The organism is Paenibacillus donghaensis (assembly GCF_002192415.1).
GTDB classification, from domain to species: Bacteria; Bacillota; Bacilli; order Paenibacillales; family Paenibacillaceae; genus Paenibacillus_AQ; species Paenibacillus_AQ donghaensis.
Genome location: NZ_CP021780.1, coordinates 7,501,570 through 7,516,511, shown reverse-complemented (window position 1 = coordinate 7,516,511; position 14,942 = coordinate 7,501,570). Strand labels below are relative to the sequence as shown.

The window sequence follows — 14,942 nt, the reverse complement described above, 5'->3', positions numbered from 1 at the left end:
TACCAATGACTACATATTCTCATAGCCACCACGACCACGAGGGCCATGACCACGAAGAACACCAACACACTGGCAGCAGCCATGGGCATGATCATCCCGAACACGCAAGCAGCAATGATGGACACGATCATCACGGGCACGGCCATCACGGTCATTCTCATGCCCCCAATAATAAGAAGGGCCTGCTGATTGCCCTCTTGATCACAGGCGGGATCATGTTCCTGGAATTCTTCGGCGGATTAATTACGAACAGTCTGGCGCTGCTGTCCGACTCCGGCCACATGCTCAGCGACACCGGGTCGCTTGCACTCAGCCTAGTGGCGATGATCTTCGCTGTGAAGCCGGCCTCTGTGAAGAACACCTATGGCTTCTACCGCTTCGAGGTACTCGCGGCATTGTTTAACGGGGTTACACTGTTCGTTATTGCCGGATTCATCATCTGGGAAGCAATCCAGCGCTTTGCGGAACCTCCGGCGGTAGCCAGCGGTTCGATGATGATTATTGCTGCAATAGGCCTGCTCGCCAATCTGGTCAGCGCCTGGATGTTAATGCGCAAAAGCGATGTAAAGGATAATCTGAATGTCCGCAGCGCCTATCTTCATATTATCGGCGATGCACTCGGTTCGGTCGGAGCAATTCTTGCCGGGCTGATTATGGCCTTGTCCGGCTGGTATGCGGCTGATCCGATCATCAGTGTTCTGGTCGCTCTGCTGATCCTCAGAAGTGCCTGGGGAGTGGTGAAGCACGCTTTTCATATTCTTATGGAAGGAACACCCGGCAATATCAATGCTGCAAGAGTCAAGGCGGCGCTGCTTGAGCTTGAAGGTGTACTGGATGTCCATGACCTGCATATCTGGACCATTACCTCAGGCCTCAATGCGATATCCTGCCATCTGCTGGTTGAAGACAAGCCCAATGCCCAGCATATTCTGCAGCAGTCGGTGTCGCTGCTGGAGCAGCGGTTCAATCTTTCCCACGCCACCATTCAGGTTGAAACCTCTGAGCTGCAGCATGGTCTTTTGAAAGTTTAAATTTTGATTGTTGACAACAGAGGGAAATGATGGCATCATACAAATATAGCTAATCGATATATCGAACGGATACATTGATAAGGATGGTGAAACCGTGCTTGAGAATATTATCCTAGGAATGCTGATGGAAGGAACGATGAGCGGATACGATTTGAAGAAGACGATCGACAGCTCTGTTGGCATCTTCTACAAGGCTAGCTTCGGCAGCCTCTATCCTGCGCTTAAGCGGCTGGCCGAGAAGGAGCTGGTCTCCTTGAATGAGACCGACGACAGCAAGAACAAGAAGCTCTACACCCTGCTTCCCAGCGGGCGTGAAGCATTTCTGACTTGGCTGTCCGGCCCTCTACAGGCGGCACGCAACGAGCAGCTAATCCGTATTTTTTTCTTCGATTATCTGGATGAAGAACCCCGTCAGCGCCTGCTCGAGGAATACCTGTTCAAGCTGGAGCATGAGATCCGCACCCTTGAGGTGGTTAAAGGTATCGTCACCGGGGAGCTTGCAGAGATTGAGCATCCGGAGAATTATTATTACCGCGTGTCTGTGCTGGCATACGGACTGAGTCATGTCCAGATGGAGAAGCAGTGGCTTACTGATATCAAAGAGAGGAAGAACCTAAACCATGTCGAACCACAGAACTAACGAGAGCTTCTCAACCAAACACCCTGTCTGGGCTGTTGTCATTATTGAACTGCTTCTACTCCTGGCCGTTTCCGCTGCCGGAACCTATGCTACCCTTAAAGAGCTAAGCAGCAATTCACCTGTTCTGATCTCCTTTATTCCCATTGCCCTGGTACTGATCATCTACTTCACGCTCCGGCAGAAATGGGGCACACTGGGCTTCCGTTCTCTCGGCAGCATTCCCAGAGCCAACTGGGTCTATTATGCGCCGCTGGTCGTAATTCTGGTAACCATCTGCTTCAAGGGCTTCCGCCCTGTCAGCCTGTCCGAAATCCTCTTCTATCTTGGCTTCACCCTGTTGGTCGCCTTCGTGGAAGAGAGCCTCTATCGCGGATTGATTCTGCATACTCTTCTTGGCAAAGGCGTCAAGACTGCGGTGATCACCTCAAGCTTGCTGTTCTCTGTTACGCATGTACTGAATGCCCTCTCCGGCCAGAATGCGGCTGAGACGGTGCTCCAGATTGTGTACGCCTTGCTGATCGGCGCGGTGCTCGCTCTCTTGATGGTGAAGAACCGCAATATTATTCCGCTAATTCTGTTCCACTTCCTACATAACCTGATCCAGTTTGTCGGCAATGACAATACCAGCTCCTACCTGGCAGTAGACGTTGTGATCCTGGTATTCCTTGCTGCGCAGGTCGTATGGCTATCCCTGTCGTTCAAGAAGCCGGTAATTGATGCACCGCTCAGCCGCGTAAGTTGAACTGGACTTGTGACTCGTTGTCTCGATACAGCCAGCGACCCCGGATTGACATCGCAAGCAATCCTTGTTAAAGTTTTGTAATGAAGTGTATTACTTTATCATGAATAGGAATTCTAGGGATGTTACCATTCGGGCATAACCTGAATACTCCGCTTGCATAACCATGCAGCTGGAGTGTTCAGGTTTTTTGTTTTTTCGTGCCGGGGTTCCGCAGATTCCTCACTTTGAAAGGAGAATGAGCATGGCAAATTTCAAATTTCCGGATAATTTCTTATGGGGCGGCGCGATTGCCGCAAATCAAGCAGAAGGCGCCTACACTGAAGGCGGCAAAGGACTGACCTCGGTAGATTTGCTTCCATCGGGTGAGAAGAGAAGGGGTTTTATGAAGGGCGATATCTCTTCGCTCACTCCGCTGGAAGGCGAATTCTACCCTTCCCACGAGGCGATTGATTTCTACCACCGCTATAAGGAGGATGTCGCACTTTTTGCCGAGATGGGCTTTAAGGCGCTGCGCGTCTCGATTTCGTGGGCCCGGATCTATCCGACCGGTGAAGATGTTGTACCGAACGAGGCCGGGCTGCAATTCTACGACGACCTATTCGACGAGTTGCTGAAGCATAACATTCAGCCGGTCGTGACGCTCGCCCATTTCGACGTCCCGGTAGCCCTGATCGAGAAGTATGGTAGCTGGAGAAGTCGCAAAATGGTAGATCTATTCAAGACCTATTCGGAGACCGTGCTGAAGCGCTACAAAGACAAAGTGAAGTACTGGATGACCTTCAATGAAATTAACATGCTGCTGCATCTGCCGTTTTTGGGCGCAGGCCTGGTGTTCAAGGAAGGAGAGAATATCAAGCAGATTCAGTACCAAGCGGCACATCATCAGCTAGTGGCGAGTGCCTGGGCTGTGAAGACCTGCCATGAACTGATCGCGGATGCCAAAATTGGCTGTATGCTGGCAGCCGGCAGCTTCTATCCGTATACCTGCGACCCGGAGGATGTATACCAGGGGATGGAGAAGGACCGGGAATCGTACTTCTTCATTGACGTTCAATCTCGTGGTGAATACCCGGGGTACGCCAAACGATTCTTCCGTGATCATAACCTCGATATTGTCATGGAGCCGCAGGACGCAGAGCTCCTGAAGCAGAACACCGTCGATTACATCGGCTTCAGCTACTATTCCAGCCGGACGACGAGCACAGACCCTGAAGTGCAGAAAAACATGACGAGTGGTAATGTCTTCGGCTCGATTGCGAACCCTTACCTCAGCAAATCCGATTGGGGCTGGACCATCGATCCGAAGGGGATGCGCATCACGGCTAATCAGCTGCATGATCGCTACCAGAAGCCGCTGTTCGTAGTGGAGAACGGCTTCGGCGCGTACGATGAGCTTACCTCTGACGGGGACATCAACGACGACTACCGGATCGATTATCTGAAGCGGCACCTCGCAGAGCTGGGAGAAGCGATTCAGGATGGTGTCGAAATTCTAGGCTATACCAGCTGGGGACCCATTGACATTGTCAGTGCATCCTCCGGTGAGATGAGCAAGCGCTACGGCTATATTTATGTAGACAGAGATAACGCAGGTCAAGGCACTCTGAAGCGGATCAAGAAAAAGAGCTTTGCCTGGTACCAGCAAGTGATTCAATTAGGTGGCGCGAATCTATAGCCTGACGACAATCAGCTCCAAATTAGACATTCCCCGGTGAAGTCCTGATGATTCAGGGCTTCTCTTTTTTGGCTTCGTTGAAAGCGTTGACAACCATAGGGTCACCCGCTACACTGAATTTAATATTATAAGATGAACTTAAGAATGAAACGGTGGAGTTGGCCGAATTAACATTCCTAAGTTCACGTTCTATAGTTGACAGGATTGTTACTGGTCATGCAGGCAAAACCTAAGACGATAAAGCTCAGAGCCTCAGGGGCTCTGTATGAGTTTGTCGCGCTTTGGTTTTTTTTATTGTCATTACGAATGGGGGTGTTTAGATGAAAATAGCCAAGGTCATTAACAACAACGTAATCAGCGTCTACCAGGAGGATAAGACCGAGCTGGTCATTATGGGAAGAGGTATTGCATTTAAGAAAAAACCGGGTGACCCGGTAGACGAGAGCAGGATTGAAAAAGTCTTTGCGCTCAAGAATAAGCAGACCTCCGACAACTTCAAGATGCTGCTGCGCGAGGTCCCTACCGAGCTGATTGTCATTGTGGAGGAGATCATTCAGTATGCGAAGCAGAATCTTGGGAAACTGCTGAATGAGAACATCTACCTCTCATTGACCGATCATATTAACTTTGCGCTGGAGCGGCATCAGAAGGGGATCATCATCAAGAATGCTCTACTGTGGGAAACTAGACAGCTCTACAAGGAAGAGTTCAAGATCGGCCTGAAAATGCTGGAGCAAATTAAACAGAAGCTGAATGTTGAACTGCCCGAGGACGAGGCTGCCTTTATTGCGATTCATATCATCAATGCCGAGATCAATGGGGAAATGAATACGACGATCGATATCACACGATTCATCCAGCGGATTATCAACATCGTCAAATATCATTTCCGGACTGAATTCGATGAGGACTCCCTGAGCTATTTTCGCTTTATTACCCACCTGAAGTTTTTTGCTCAGCGTGTACTTAAGGGAACCCATTACGAGGATAACTACGATTCGCTGTTCATGATGATTAAGGAGAAGCATCCGGAATCTGCGGCCTGCACAGAGAAAATCAACATCTATGTGGAGAAGGAATATGGCCACAAGCTGACCAATGAAGAAATGTTGTATCTAACCGTGCATATCGAGCGTGTCGTAAACCGCTGAGCAATAAATGCATACAAAGTTAATGAATCCGTTGACATCTCGATGAAAGCGTTATATTATGAAATCAATAAAATTTAATAACATCCATTTGGGATTGTTACTGGTTATGCAGGCAAAACCTAGGTCGTTTGAAGTAGTGGGTTAAACACTCAACTATTCTTACGACTTGGGTTTTTTTATTGCCTAATCAATCCAAAAATTAACTTTTTTAATTAATAATGGAGGTGTCCAGCAATGAGTTACGAGAAAATAGCCAAAGAAATTGTACAGGGCGTCGGCGGAGAGAAAAATGTAGTATCACTCATCCACTGTGCCACACGGCTGCGCTTTACGCTGAAGGATAACAGCAAAGCTGACAAGGCGGCCCTGGAGAAAACGGATGGTGTCATTATTGTCAAGGAGAGCGGTGGGCAGTTGCAGGTTGTCGTCGGCAATACCGTTCCTGAAGTCTATAATGCCATTGGAAAAGTGTCCGGTATTCTTAAAGATTCGAACGCGAAGGAGAAAGTCGAGGGAGGCAAAAAAGGGATCGGCAGTCTCATTGATGTCATCTCCAGCATATTCGCACCTTTGCTCGGTGTCATGGCCGGTGCGGGTATTCTGAAGGGGATCCTGCTGATCGCCAGCAACTTCGAATGGCTCCAGAAGACGGATACGACCTATATTATCCTGTATGCCGCTGCAGACGCCCTGTTCTACTTCTTGCCTCTGCTGCTCGCGGTGACCACCGCCAGAAAGTTCGGCGGCAGCATGTTTACAGCTATGACTATAGCCGGTGCGCTGCTGTATCCGAGCATTCTTCTATTGAAGACGGATGGAATCGAAACACATTTCTTCGGCATTCCTGTCGTGATGATGAGTTACTCCTCAACGGTCATACCCATCATTTTGTCCGTAATCGTCATGAGCTATCTGGAGAAGATGTGCAACCGTCTGATTCATGAAAGTGTCAAGAACTTTATCACACCGCTTATTTCACTAGTCATCATGGTACCGCTTACCTTAATAGTGTTCGGACCGTTCGGTGTCTATGTAGGTAATGGCATTGCAGATGTGCTGCTCGCTGCATTCTCCTTCAGTCCTTTGCTGGCCGGGGCAATCCTGGGGGCATCCTGGCAGGTGCTCGTCATTTTCGGTGTTCACTGGGGTCTTGTACCGATCTTCATTAATAACATTGCTGTATACGGCAAAGATGGAATCAAGCCAGCGGCTACCGCATCTGTCTTCGCACAGACAGGTGCAGCCTTTGGGGTGATGCTGAGAACGAAAAACAAAAAGCTGAAAACACTCGCGGGCTCGGCGACACTGGCTGCCCTGTTCGGAATTACCGAACCGGCAGTATACGGGGTAACGCTTCCGCTCAAGCGTCCGTTCATCGCGGGCATTATCGGCGGGACAGTTGGCGGGGCCATTATTGGACAAGCAGGCACACAAGCCTTTGCCTCCGGGGCTCCAGGGCTGCTGACGCTGCCAATCTTCTACGGTCCGGGCGGTGAAGGCTTCCCTGGACTGATCATGGGGATTACCGCTTCGTTCCTGATCTCCGCAATTCTGGCCTATACACTGGGCTTTAAGGACCCGGTGGAAGAGGTCGAGAACGCGGACAGCACTGCCTCCGTTACTGCGGGCAATAAGCAGAACGCAGGCGCTGGTCGGATCAGTGAAAAAGCACTTAGCCCATTAAGTGGTCAGGTCGTTCCCTTATCCGAAGTACCTGATCCGGCTTTTGCCTCTGAAGCAATGGGCAAAGGAATCGCCATTGAGCCTTCCGCAGGACGTGTAGTGGCTCCGTTCGACGGAACCGTTACGGTAGCATTCAAGAAAAAGCATGCACTGGCCGTTGTCTCGGATCAGGGAGCGGAGATTCTGGTGCATGTTGGTATCGATACAGTGAAGCTGAATGGTGAGTACTTCACTTCGCATGTGAAGGAAGGCGACCGTGTCGCTGCTGGCCAACTGCTGCTGGAGTTCGATGTTGATCAGATACGGGCAGCCGGCTATCCAACCGTTACTCCCATAATCGTGACCAATACGATGGACTATGCAGACGTCCTTCCGCTTGTACAAGGACAAGTGCAAGAGCAAGAAGAACTGCTTAGAATTGTGGGTGAAGAGAGCGAAGCAGAGGCCGAAGTTGAACGGCATCCGTTTCTGCGTGAAATAGAAGGATAATTAATAGCGTGCAACATATGAATTCTTATATTTTCGGGAAGGCGGTGTAAGGGGACTCCCCTTCACCGCCTTTTTAGTAATGAGATCATTCCTGATCCAGCGGCTGTTGTATCCCATCCTCATAGAAATCAAACACTAGCTGCTGCTGCGTGCCCCTCACTGCATAGAATACGTCAGACAGCGTCTTCCCCTTCGCTTTGTGCTTTAGCTCCTTCTCCAACCACTCCCGGGTCAGTCCGTGCAGCTTCAGATTCTTCTCCACCAGCTTACCGTCCATAATCAGCTCCACAGGGAAAGCCTGCGCATGCAGAAGAAGCCCCATATCTTGCTTGGTTACGAGTTGGTATGCTTCCTTCTTCAGAACAGAGAGCTGACCGTTATCTTCAAGAACAGCATAATCGACCTCTTCGATATTAAAAATCTCCTTCTCCCTCAGCGCCTGGTCCAGTGAATCCAGCGTATAGTGGATCTTCCGCATGTTGGCTTCCAGGATTTTGCCGTTTTCGATCAGAACAGTGGGGGAGCCGGAGATCCAGCTTCGCATTTTGCGGCTTTTGAGGGCGATCAGAGAGAGTACAAAAGAGGTAGCTGTGATCACTACCAGAGAGAGAACAAGGTAAGAGGATTTCAGGCTGATGTTAAATGCCAGATTCGCCGCCAGGGAGCCCAGCGTAATGCTGGTCACGAAATCGTTAGACGTCATATTGGAAAGGGTCTGCTTTCCGAGGATTCGGGGAATGAGCAGCAGCAGCCCCACCGCGAGAATTGTCCTCATCAGAATTTCTACATAGTTCATTTTCATGCCTCCTCCCCCCATTATTTCCAAACGGATTCAAAAGAAACCCGCACAAAAAGAGGCTGCCCCAGCCAGTATATGGCTTTTGGGACAGCCCCCATGGTTCTTATGATCTGATTACTGAACCGACTGCAAATGCTCTTCAAGGCGGTCCCAGGTTTCGGTAATCCCTTGTTCCATCCCCATATCCATGACCGTTTTGAGTGCTTCGGCGGAGTCATATTTCGACCGGCTTACCAGCTTCGTTTTCCCGTCGTATTCTTCAAAGAGCATCGTAACCAGCGCGGACGGCATGCCTTCCACTGTGTTGCCTTCGGCATCCGAGAAGTAATCGGTGTAGACGATTTTCTCCCCATCAATGATTTCATGGTATACCCCTTTGCCCCAGGACTCCATTCCAAAGAAATCCCCCTGCTTCTCATCGACACACTTCATACAGTAATGCCAAATGCCGCCCGGACGAAGATCAACGCTGCAGACGGGGACCGTCCAGCCGCGGGGACCCCACCACTGCTTCAGATGCTCGGCCTCGGAGAAGACTTTGAATACAAGCTCGCGCGGTGCATCGAACACCCGTTCAAGAATCAGTTCTTGGCCTTCTACTCTGGAAATCATTTTGGACATTCAAAATCCCTCCTGAAATTATAGTTCGTCTTCTTTGGATTGCAGTTGTCGCAGGTAGTCTTCCAGATTGTCGAAGCGTTCAGTCCAAATCTTCCGATAGGCTTCAAGCCAAGCATTGAGTGCTTTCAGGTAATATACCTCAAACGGAATAATCCTTTCAAGAAATATTTGTGATTCAGATAAGCTTTTTTACGCTGGCAATTTCAAAAAAACAGCAAGCCTCCTCTACAAAGGGGGCTTGCTGTTGATCGTGTACAGTTATGTTATTCATGACGGATATGCTCGTGCGTCTGCAGGAAGATCTGCTCGACATGCGCATCATTCAGGGAATAATATACCGTCTTGCCTTCTTTGCGGCGTTTCACAATTCTCAGGTTCCGCAGGTAGCGGAGCTGATGGGACACGGCAGACTGCCCCATGTCCAGGATGACCGACAGATCATGCACGCACAGCTCCCGCTGGGACAGCGCATAAATCAGCCTTACCCGAGTCGGATCTCCCAGTGCCTTGAACATCTCGGCCATCTTATCCGTGATTTCCCGCTCCGGCAAGATCAGGGCAATAGATTCAGCTTCCAGCTCCGAACCTTTACAAGTCTGATCACATTCTTCAATGGCTGCTGGCTCCAAGCTCCCGCCTCCTCCATAACACGCCGGATGTCCGGCTGTTATCGCTATTTCACTTATAATCAATGTGGAACGTGAACTTCATCTTAACTAACATTATAAGAAAAACAGCTACGGATGTCCATGCGGCAGCGTCAGGCGTTCCGAAGTAGGCGACACTTCCGTAGCGCCACTATCAGCAACAAGCCAGCGATCAGCCAAGCCTAAACCGCCTTGCGCCGGAAGGAGAACAGTCCTGCTGCCAAGAAGAGAACCAGGCTGCCCAGCACGACGATCATCAAGGTCTCCATGGGCAGATTAAAGGCTCCGAAGCTCTCTTCCCCTCCGTAAGGAGACATGGCCAGCATAGGCTGCACCCAGGGATAATAAGGGCCATAGGTCGCAGAGTTGGCAATTAGCATATTGGGAATCGTTAAGCTGACGTTAAGTGCCAGTGGAGCGCCGAAGCTGCTCCAGCCCTGAGAGACTGCCAGCTGCAGTGCGGCCAGCGGCAGACAGGCGAACCAGCCGCCGAAGACGCTGGTCAGCAGGCCTCCCCATGGCACCGGACCAGCATCGCGCGCGAACCCTACACCAAGCAACACTCCCAGAAAGGCCAGCTGCACAGCGGCCAGCAGCGCGATAACAATCACAAATTTAGACAGATACACCGCTCCCCGGGTAACGGGAAGAGCAAGCAGCATCTTCCAGCCGCCGTCCTGGTGCTCATAGCGGCAGACCAGAGCCGCAAATATACCAGACAGTATAGGCAGGAACAGCATGGAATGAATCACGGACATCACGCTCTGCAGCAGCTCCCACATGCCCATGTCTCCATCTACCTGACTAAGCAAGCCGGGAACCACGGCAATCAACGGACTGCCGATAACGAGCAGCCAGATGTAAGACTTCGACATCTTAAGACGTTCCGCCGATAACATTCTCCAGAAGTACCCCATCTTAAGCCACATCCTTTCTGGCGAAATGAATGGCCCCGGGAACCAGCACCAATATACCAGCCATCAGCCCCGCACCTATGAACGTAAGCGGATTGGGAGCCGACCAGGCCAGAGAAGGCCAGCTTAACGGAAAGAACTCTGACATAAACATGGCGAACATGCTTCCTATGGACAATGTAATACCCAGTGAAACCGGCAGTGTCTGGTTGCGGCTGGACAAGGACAGCCACAGCTGCAGCGTGATCACCGGCAGCGCTCCGGCATAAGAGCCGAAGCCGATCCGCAGTACATCCGCATAAGGTAATTCTTCAAGCGGGAAGCCCAGAATCATTCCCAGAACCACCGTTCCTGCTGAGAGCAGCAGGCAGGATACAGCAACAAGCAGCAGGCAGAGCAGCAGCTTGGACAAGAATACCATGGTCCGCGAGACCGGCAAGGCGAGCAGCTGCTTCCAGGAATTCATCTCATGCTCCACATTTGCCAGCATAGAGCAGATGAGCGTCCCTCCAAGACAGAGGGCTACAGGCACGAAGTCAGCCAAATTAGCCAGAAGTCCACCCCACAAATCAGCTTTATATTGCTCAGTCAAGTAATCATAGCGGATCCCGAAGTTCAGCCCCTGCATCGCCAAGAGTCCTATCGGTCCCAGGAAGACCAGGAACCACAGCCCTTTGCCACGGATCTTCAGCCAGTCGCTGGACAGCACCCGGCCCATCATGACTGCTCTCTCCCAACCACCTGCAGGAAGAAATCCTCCAGCGATTGTCTGCGTTCCTCCACCCGGTAGATGGCATGCCCATTCTCCACCAGTTCCTTGACCAGCAGGGCCACCCGGGCATCACTCATTCTGGACACCACCAGTCTGCCATCCTGCAGTACCCCTTCGCAGCCCCGGCGGTTCGCAAGGAACATTGCCGCTTCCGGTTCAGATACCGCCAGCCTCATCTCTCCTGCAGCCTGCTGCTGCAGATTGACGATCGAATCCTGATAGACCATCTGGCCCTGGCGGATAATACCCACGGTCCCGGCCATCTGCTCAATTTCACTGAGCAGGTGACTGGAGACCATAACGGTAATCCCCTGTTCTCCCGGAAGGCTCTTAATCAGGCTGCGGATCTCCTGAATACCGGAGGGGTCCAGTCCGTTCGTCGGCTCATCCAGAATCAGCAATTCGGGATTGCCGAGCAGCGCAGCCGCGATGCCCAGCCGCTGCTTCATCCCCAGGGAGAAGCCCTTCACCGGCCGTTTCTCTTCACCCATAAGCGAAACAATACGCAGCACCTCAGGGATTCTGGATTTGGGCGCGTCCAGAATACGGCGAATCACTTCAAGATTATCCACAGCGCTCAGATGTCCATAATAGGAAGGTGATTCGACAAGCGAACCTACCTTGCGCAGAATCTGCAGCTTGTTCTTCCGCAGATTCTGCCCGAACACCTCGATATTGCCGGAAGTGGGGGTAATCAGCCCAAGCAGCATGCGGATCGTCGTTGTTTTGCCCGCACCGTTGGGGCCAAGAAAGCCGTATATCTCTCCCTTGGTGATATTCAGATTCAAGTTCTCCACCGCAGCCCGGCCACGGTATCTCTTTACCAGATTGGATGTTTTGATTATGGTTGTTTCGTTCATGTCCTTCACCTCGTAACCAAGCATAACGCCCCAAGGTTAAAACACGGCAAGCACGAAGGTTAAATTTTGTTTAAATTCTCAGGCCGGGGGTCAAAAAGAATAATCGAGGTCCCCTGCTTGGTGCTGTCCACCTTCCAGTCCAGGTCCATCTGCTTAAGCAGCAGATCGACAATGGACAAGCCCAGGCCGGCACCCTTCGCCTCCGAATGGCTGCCAATGCCCTTGCCGCGGTCCATGATAATCACCGCCCGGTGTCCATAACTGATTCCTGTATATAGCCCCACATACAAACCGCTGCCGGCGTGACGGACGATATTCTGATAGAGGTTGTCAAGAATGCGGCGGAACCAGACTTCATCCACCTGCCAGTACAGCGGCTCGGCCGTGAGACGAATATCGATTTCGAAGCCCTCCTTCTCCCAGACAGGATACCAGGCTGCTGCACTCTCCCGCAGCAGCCGCAGCACATCCTTCCGCTCCCGCTTCAGCGTAATCCGTCCGCTGTTCAGCAGATTGTATGACAAGAGGTTCTCGATCAGCACACTGAGGTCGGCGATCCGTTCATCCATCAGCTTCAGGGAAGCCCTGCCCTGCTCGCTAAGCTCCTCCTTGGTAATGACATGGATATGGCTGCGGAGTACAGTCATCGGCGTCCGCAGGTCATGGGACAGATTCGCCACCAGACGCTTGCGCAGCTCCTCCTCCTCTATTTCCCTACGTCTGCTGCTCTCCAGTCTGACTGTCATCGTATTGAAGGCTTCCTCCAGCCGTCCGATCTCATCGGACTTGCCTCTGTCTATGGGCGCAGGGATTCCTCCCGGCTCAACCACGGTCATTGCGGTCTGCAGCCGCAGCAGGCGCTTGCGGATGCCAATGAAGAACAATAAGGATACCGTAACGAATCCGATAAAAAACAGCAGCACCACCACCATGCTATACCAGGCGCTGAGACTCCGAGGGCTGTTTAATGTGAGGATAGCTGAAGGAATCTGCATCGCCATAAACCCTTGCCCGGCATCAGCCCGGTCTCCGATAAAGGCCATAATTGCCAATGGGTCGCGATTCATACTGCTTTTCATAAAAGAAATCGCTTCAGCGGCATCCCAGTGACTGGGAATGGGCATACTGCTGCCAGGCGAATCGTTGCCGACAGTTAAGCGGGTTGTGCCCGCTTCATCTACCCAGAACAGGCTGGCCCGGCTGTATTCGGCGCTTAGTTCAATAAGCCGTTGATCAATTTCATCAGCGTCCGCTCCCTCCAGCTGCAGAGCTTCCAGATGCCATATCTTCTCCAGCCTCGATATATTATCATAAGGCGTGACTTCAGCGACCTGCTCCTTGTCGTTCATATTGGCGAACAGGATTGCGCCAAGCATCGTTAAGGGAAACACCACCGGGATAAACAACAAGGCTCCTATAACAATAATGGCGTACCGGGACAAGAGAGAACTGCTTATCTTGCTCATCAAACGTCCCTTGCTCATGCCCTGATCCGGTAGCCGATGCCCCGGACGGTTTCAATAATCTCCGGTACCGCAGGATCAAGCTCCAGCTTCTCGCGCAAATAACGGATATGTACCATCAGCGTCTTGTCTCCCTCCATATAAGCCTCACCCCAGACGGATTCGTAGATCTGCTCTTTGGTCATAATCTGTCCGAGATGGCGCAGCAGATACGTGAAGATCTGAAACTGCTTGCCGGTAAGCATAATCTCTTCCCCTGTGTCCACCCTGATAATCCGGTTATCCCCTTCATGGACCATGAGATGCTTGAGCGCCAGCGCCTGTGTAACACCCGTTCCCGCCCGTCTGAGCAGCACTTCAATCCGCGCAGCCAGCTCATCCGGATGGAAGGGCTTCGTCAAATAGTCGTCTGCAAACTCCAAGCCCTGCAGCTTGTCATCAATGGACGATCTTGCCGAGAGCATCAGAATAGGCAGCTGGGGATAAGCCCGCTTCAGCCGCTGCCCGACCGTAAATCCGTCGAGTCCCGGCAGCATCACGTCCAGTATCACCAGCTGCACTCCCTCTGCCTCCTCCAGCGCTCGTTCTCCGCTCTGCAGCCAGCGGACAGTATAATTCCGGTCCCGCAAATCACCGGATACCACCTGTCCAATGTCCTGATCATCCTCTACATATAACAGTGTAATGCTCATGCCTGTTCCTCTCTCCTTATGTATCCGTTATCTCCTGGCCTGCCTTCCAAAAATCCCCGGGAAGCCAAAGCTCATGGCCGCACCCGGGGATATCAGATCAAATGTTAAGTTATTATATCATGTTTCACTAGAGTTATAGCTGCTAGAAACATCTGTATGTTCAAGTAGAGACGAGTCGGCTGTCCAGCCCAAAAAAAAGCCGGCCGCGGCCCCATGGGCCCGGCTGACTTTTTCTGAATAAGGTTGTCTGCTTCCAGATTCATCGCTCTTTATTTGCCAGAGGCCGCTCCTGCAGGTTCCCAAACCTCGTGTTTATGATCTTTGCCTTCATATTCAATCCGTGTTGGCGTCAGCTCCAGAATGACATAATCCGGGTCATCCGGGCCTTTGAACCATTTCTCCAGCTCCTTGTTCCATAGCTTGGAACGCAGGGTTTCATCCTTGGTGATGTCCACCGTAGCCTCGATTTCCAGCACATTCTTGCCTCCGCCGGCTTCATAGCCAAGCAGCAGGAAGGCGTTCGGATTATCCTTCAGCTCTTCTACCTTATGGGTCTTGCGATTGGTTGCCAGATATATATTTAGTCCGTCATGAAAGACTGCCATATACCGAACCTTTGGTTTGTTCCCGGCTTCAATGGTACCGAAGGAACCGAACTTGTTGTCATCCAGCGCCTTAATGATTGTTTGCTCCAGCTGTTTGTTATCCATTGACGAATGAACTCCTCTCTAGATCAAATAGGCTGTACTAATTATAGTGTGCC

The 14,942-nt window shown here is 51.4% G+C and carries 15 protein-coding genes; 6 read left to right on the top strand and 9 right to left on the bottom strand.

Features of this window, described 5'->3' with window-relative positions; translation table 11 throughout:
- The first annotated feature begins 5 nt into the window (after positions 1–5).
- The 6 genes from B9T62_RS34040 (at position 6) to B9T62_RS34015 (ending at position 7,411) form a co-directional block, all read left to right on the top strand.
- Positions 6–1,031 carry a cation diffusion facilitator family transporter gene (locus tag B9T62_RS34040; protein WP_087919300.1) on the top strand — a complete coding sequence of 342 codons (1,026 nt, stop codon included), beginning with the start codon at positions 6–8 and terminating at the stop codon, positions 1,029–1,031.
- A 94-nt stretch (positions 1,032–1,125) separates the two neighbouring features.
- Complete coding sequence (locus tag B9T62_RS34035) at positions 1,126–1,671, top strand: PadR family transcriptional regulator (RefSeq protein ID WP_169834476.1); 546 nt, start codon at positions 1,126–1,128, stop codon at positions 1,669–1,671.
- Positions 1,652–2,413, top strand: a complete 762-nt coding sequence (locus B9T62_RS34030) for a CPBP family intramembrane glutamic endopeptidase (RefSeq protein ID WP_087919299.1) — start codon at positions 1,652–1,654, stop codon at positions 2,411–2,413. The genes B9T62_RS34035 and B9T62_RS34030 overlap by 20 nt, the downstream gene beginning before the upstream one ends.
- Positions 2,414–2,654: 241 nt before the next feature.
- Positions 2,655–4,088, top strand: a complete 1,434-nt coding sequence (ascB, locus tag B9T62_RS34025; RefSeq protein WP_087919298.1) for a 6-phospho-beta-glucosidase — start codon at positions 2,655–2,657, stop codon at positions 4,086–4,088.
- A gap of 320 nt (positions 4,089–4,408) precedes the next feature.
- Positions 4,409–5,239, top strand: coding sequence for a BglG family transcription antiterminator LicT (gene licT, locus B9T62_RS34020; RefSeq protein WP_087919297.1), 831 nt, complete (start codon positions 4,409–4,411; stop codon positions 5,237–5,239).
- Positions 5,240–5,473: 234 nt separating this feature from the next.
- On the top strand, positions 5,474–7,411 hold the full coding sequence (locus tag B9T62_RS34015) for a beta-glucoside-specific PTS transporter subunit IIABC (protein WP_087919296.1): 1,938 nt from the start codon (positions 5,474–5,476) through the stop codon (positions 7,409–7,411).
- An 85-nt stretch (positions 7,412–7,496) separates the two neighbouring features.
- Here the strand turns inward: B9T62_RS34015 and B9T62_RS34010 are convergent, their stop codons facing one another.
- The 9 genes from B9T62_RS34010 to B9T62_RS33970 all read right to left on the bottom strand — a co-directional run bounded on the left by B9T62_RS34010 (position 7,497) and on the right by B9T62_RS33970 (position 14,889).
- The gene (locus B9T62_RS34010) at positions 7,497–8,207 is read right to left on the bottom strand and encodes a DUF421 domain-containing protein (protein ID WP_087919295.1); all 711 of its coding nucleotides are present in this window, start codon (positions 8,205–8,207) and stop codon (positions 7,497–7,499) included.
- 117 nt (positions 8,208–8,324) lie between these two features.
- Entirely contained in the window at positions 8,325–8,831 is a 507-nt protein-coding gene (locus tag B9T62_RS34005) for an SRPBCC domain-containing protein (protein WP_087919294.1), read from the bottom strand.
- A gap of 263 nt (positions 8,832–9,094) precedes the next feature.
- Complete coding sequence (locus B9T62_RS34000; RefSeq protein WP_087919293.1) at positions 9,095–9,460, bottom strand: ArsR/SmtB family transcription factor; 366 nt, start codon at positions 9,458–9,460, stop codon at positions 9,095–9,097.
- Between the two features lie 200 nt (positions 9,461–9,660).
- On the bottom strand, positions 9,661–10,395 hold the full coding sequence (locus B9T62_RS33995) for an ABC transporter permease (protein WP_087919292.1): 735 nt from the start codon (positions 10,393–10,395) through the stop codon (positions 9,661–9,663).
- A gap of 1 nt (position 10,396) precedes the next feature.
- On the bottom strand, positions 10,397–11,113 hold the full coding sequence (locus B9T62_RS33990; protein ID WP_087919291.1) for an ABC transporter permease: 717 nt from the start codon (positions 11,111–11,113) through the stop codon (positions 10,397–10,399).
- On the bottom strand, positions 11,110–12,024 hold the full coding sequence (locus tag B9T62_RS33985) for an ABC transporter ATP-binding protein (protein WP_087919290.1): 915 nt from the start codon (positions 12,022–12,024) through the stop codon (positions 11,110–11,112). The genes B9T62_RS33990 and B9T62_RS33985 overlap by 4 nt, the downstream gene beginning before the upstream one ends.
- A 59-nt stretch (positions 12,025–12,083) precedes the next feature.
- Entirely contained in the window at positions 12,084–13,490 is a 1,407-nt protein-coding gene (locus B9T62_RS33980; protein ID WP_169834474.1) for a sensor histidine kinase, read from the bottom strand.
- 14 nt (positions 13,491–13,504) lie between these two features.
- The gene (locus tag B9T62_RS33975) at positions 13,505–14,179 is read right to left on the bottom strand and encodes a response regulator transcription factor (protein ID WP_087919288.1); all 675 of its coding nucleotides are present in this window, start codon (positions 14,177–14,179) and stop codon (positions 13,505–13,507) included.
- A gap of 269 nt (positions 14,180–14,448) precedes the next feature.
- Positions 14,449–14,889 (bottom strand): pyridoxamine 5'-phosphate oxidase family protein, encoded by a 441-nt coding sequence (locus tag B9T62_RS33970; RefSeq protein WP_087919287.1) that lies wholly within the window; start codon positions 14,887–14,889, stop codon positions 14,449–14,451.
- Between the last annotated feature and the right edge of the window lie 53 nt (positions 14,890–14,942).

What these genes read in the sequence shown, in the direction of transcription:
- B9T62_RS34040 (WP_087919300.1), top strand. Translation starts at nt 6, where the DNA reads ATGACTACATATTCTCATAGCCACCACGACCACGAGGGCCATGACCAC.
- B9T62_RS33975 (WP_087919288.1), bottom strand. Translation starts at nt 14,179, where the DNA reads ATGAGCATTACACTGTTATATGTAGAGGATGATCAGGACATTGGACAG.
- B9T62_RS34030 (WP_087919299.1), top strand. Translation starts at nt 1,652, where the DNA reads ATGTCGAACCACAGAACTAACGAGAGCTTCTCAACCAAACACCCTGTC.
- B9T62_RS33970 (WP_087919287.1), bottom strand. Translation starts at nt 14,889, where the DNA reads ATGGATAACAAACAGCTGGAGCAAACAATCATTAAGGCGCTGGATGAC.
- B9T62_RS34015 (WP_087919296.1), top strand. Translation starts at nt 5,474, where the DNA reads ATGAGTTACGAGAAAATAGCCAAAGAAATTGTACAGGGCGTCGGCGGA.
- B9T62_RS34005 (WP_087919294.1), bottom strand. Translation starts at nt 8,831, where the DNA reads ATGTCCAAAATGATTTCCAGAGTAGAAGGCCAAGAACTGATTCTTGAA.
- B9T62_RS34010 (WP_087919295.1), bottom strand. Translation starts at nt 8,207, where the DNA reads ATGAACTATGTAGAAATTCTGATGAGGACAATTCTCGCGGTGGGGCTG.
- ascB (WP_087919298.1), top strand. Translation starts at nt 2,655, where the DNA reads ATGGCAAATTTCAAATTTCCGGATAATTTCTTATGGGGCGGCGCGATT.
- B9T62_RS33990 (WP_087919291.1), bottom strand. Translation starts at nt 11,113, where the DNA reads ATGATGGGCCGGGTGCTGTCCAGCGACTGGCTGAAGATCCGTGGCAAA.
- B9T62_RS33980 (WP_169834474.1), bottom strand. Translation starts at nt 13,490, where the DNA reads ATGAGCAAGATAAGCAGTTCTCTCTTGTCCCGGTACGCCATTATTGTT.
- B9T62_RS33985 (WP_087919290.1), bottom strand. Translation starts at nt 12,024, where the DNA reads ATGAACGAAACAACCATAATCAAAACATCCAATCTGGTAAAGAGATAC.
- B9T62_RS33995 (WP_087919292.1), bottom strand. Translation starts at nt 10,395, where the DNA reads ATGGGGTACTTCTGGAGAATGTTATCGGCGGAACGTCTTAAGATGTCG.
- licT (WP_087919297.1), top strand. Translation starts at nt 4,409, where the DNA reads ATGAAAATAGCCAAGGTCATTAACAACAACGTAATCAGCGTCTACCAG.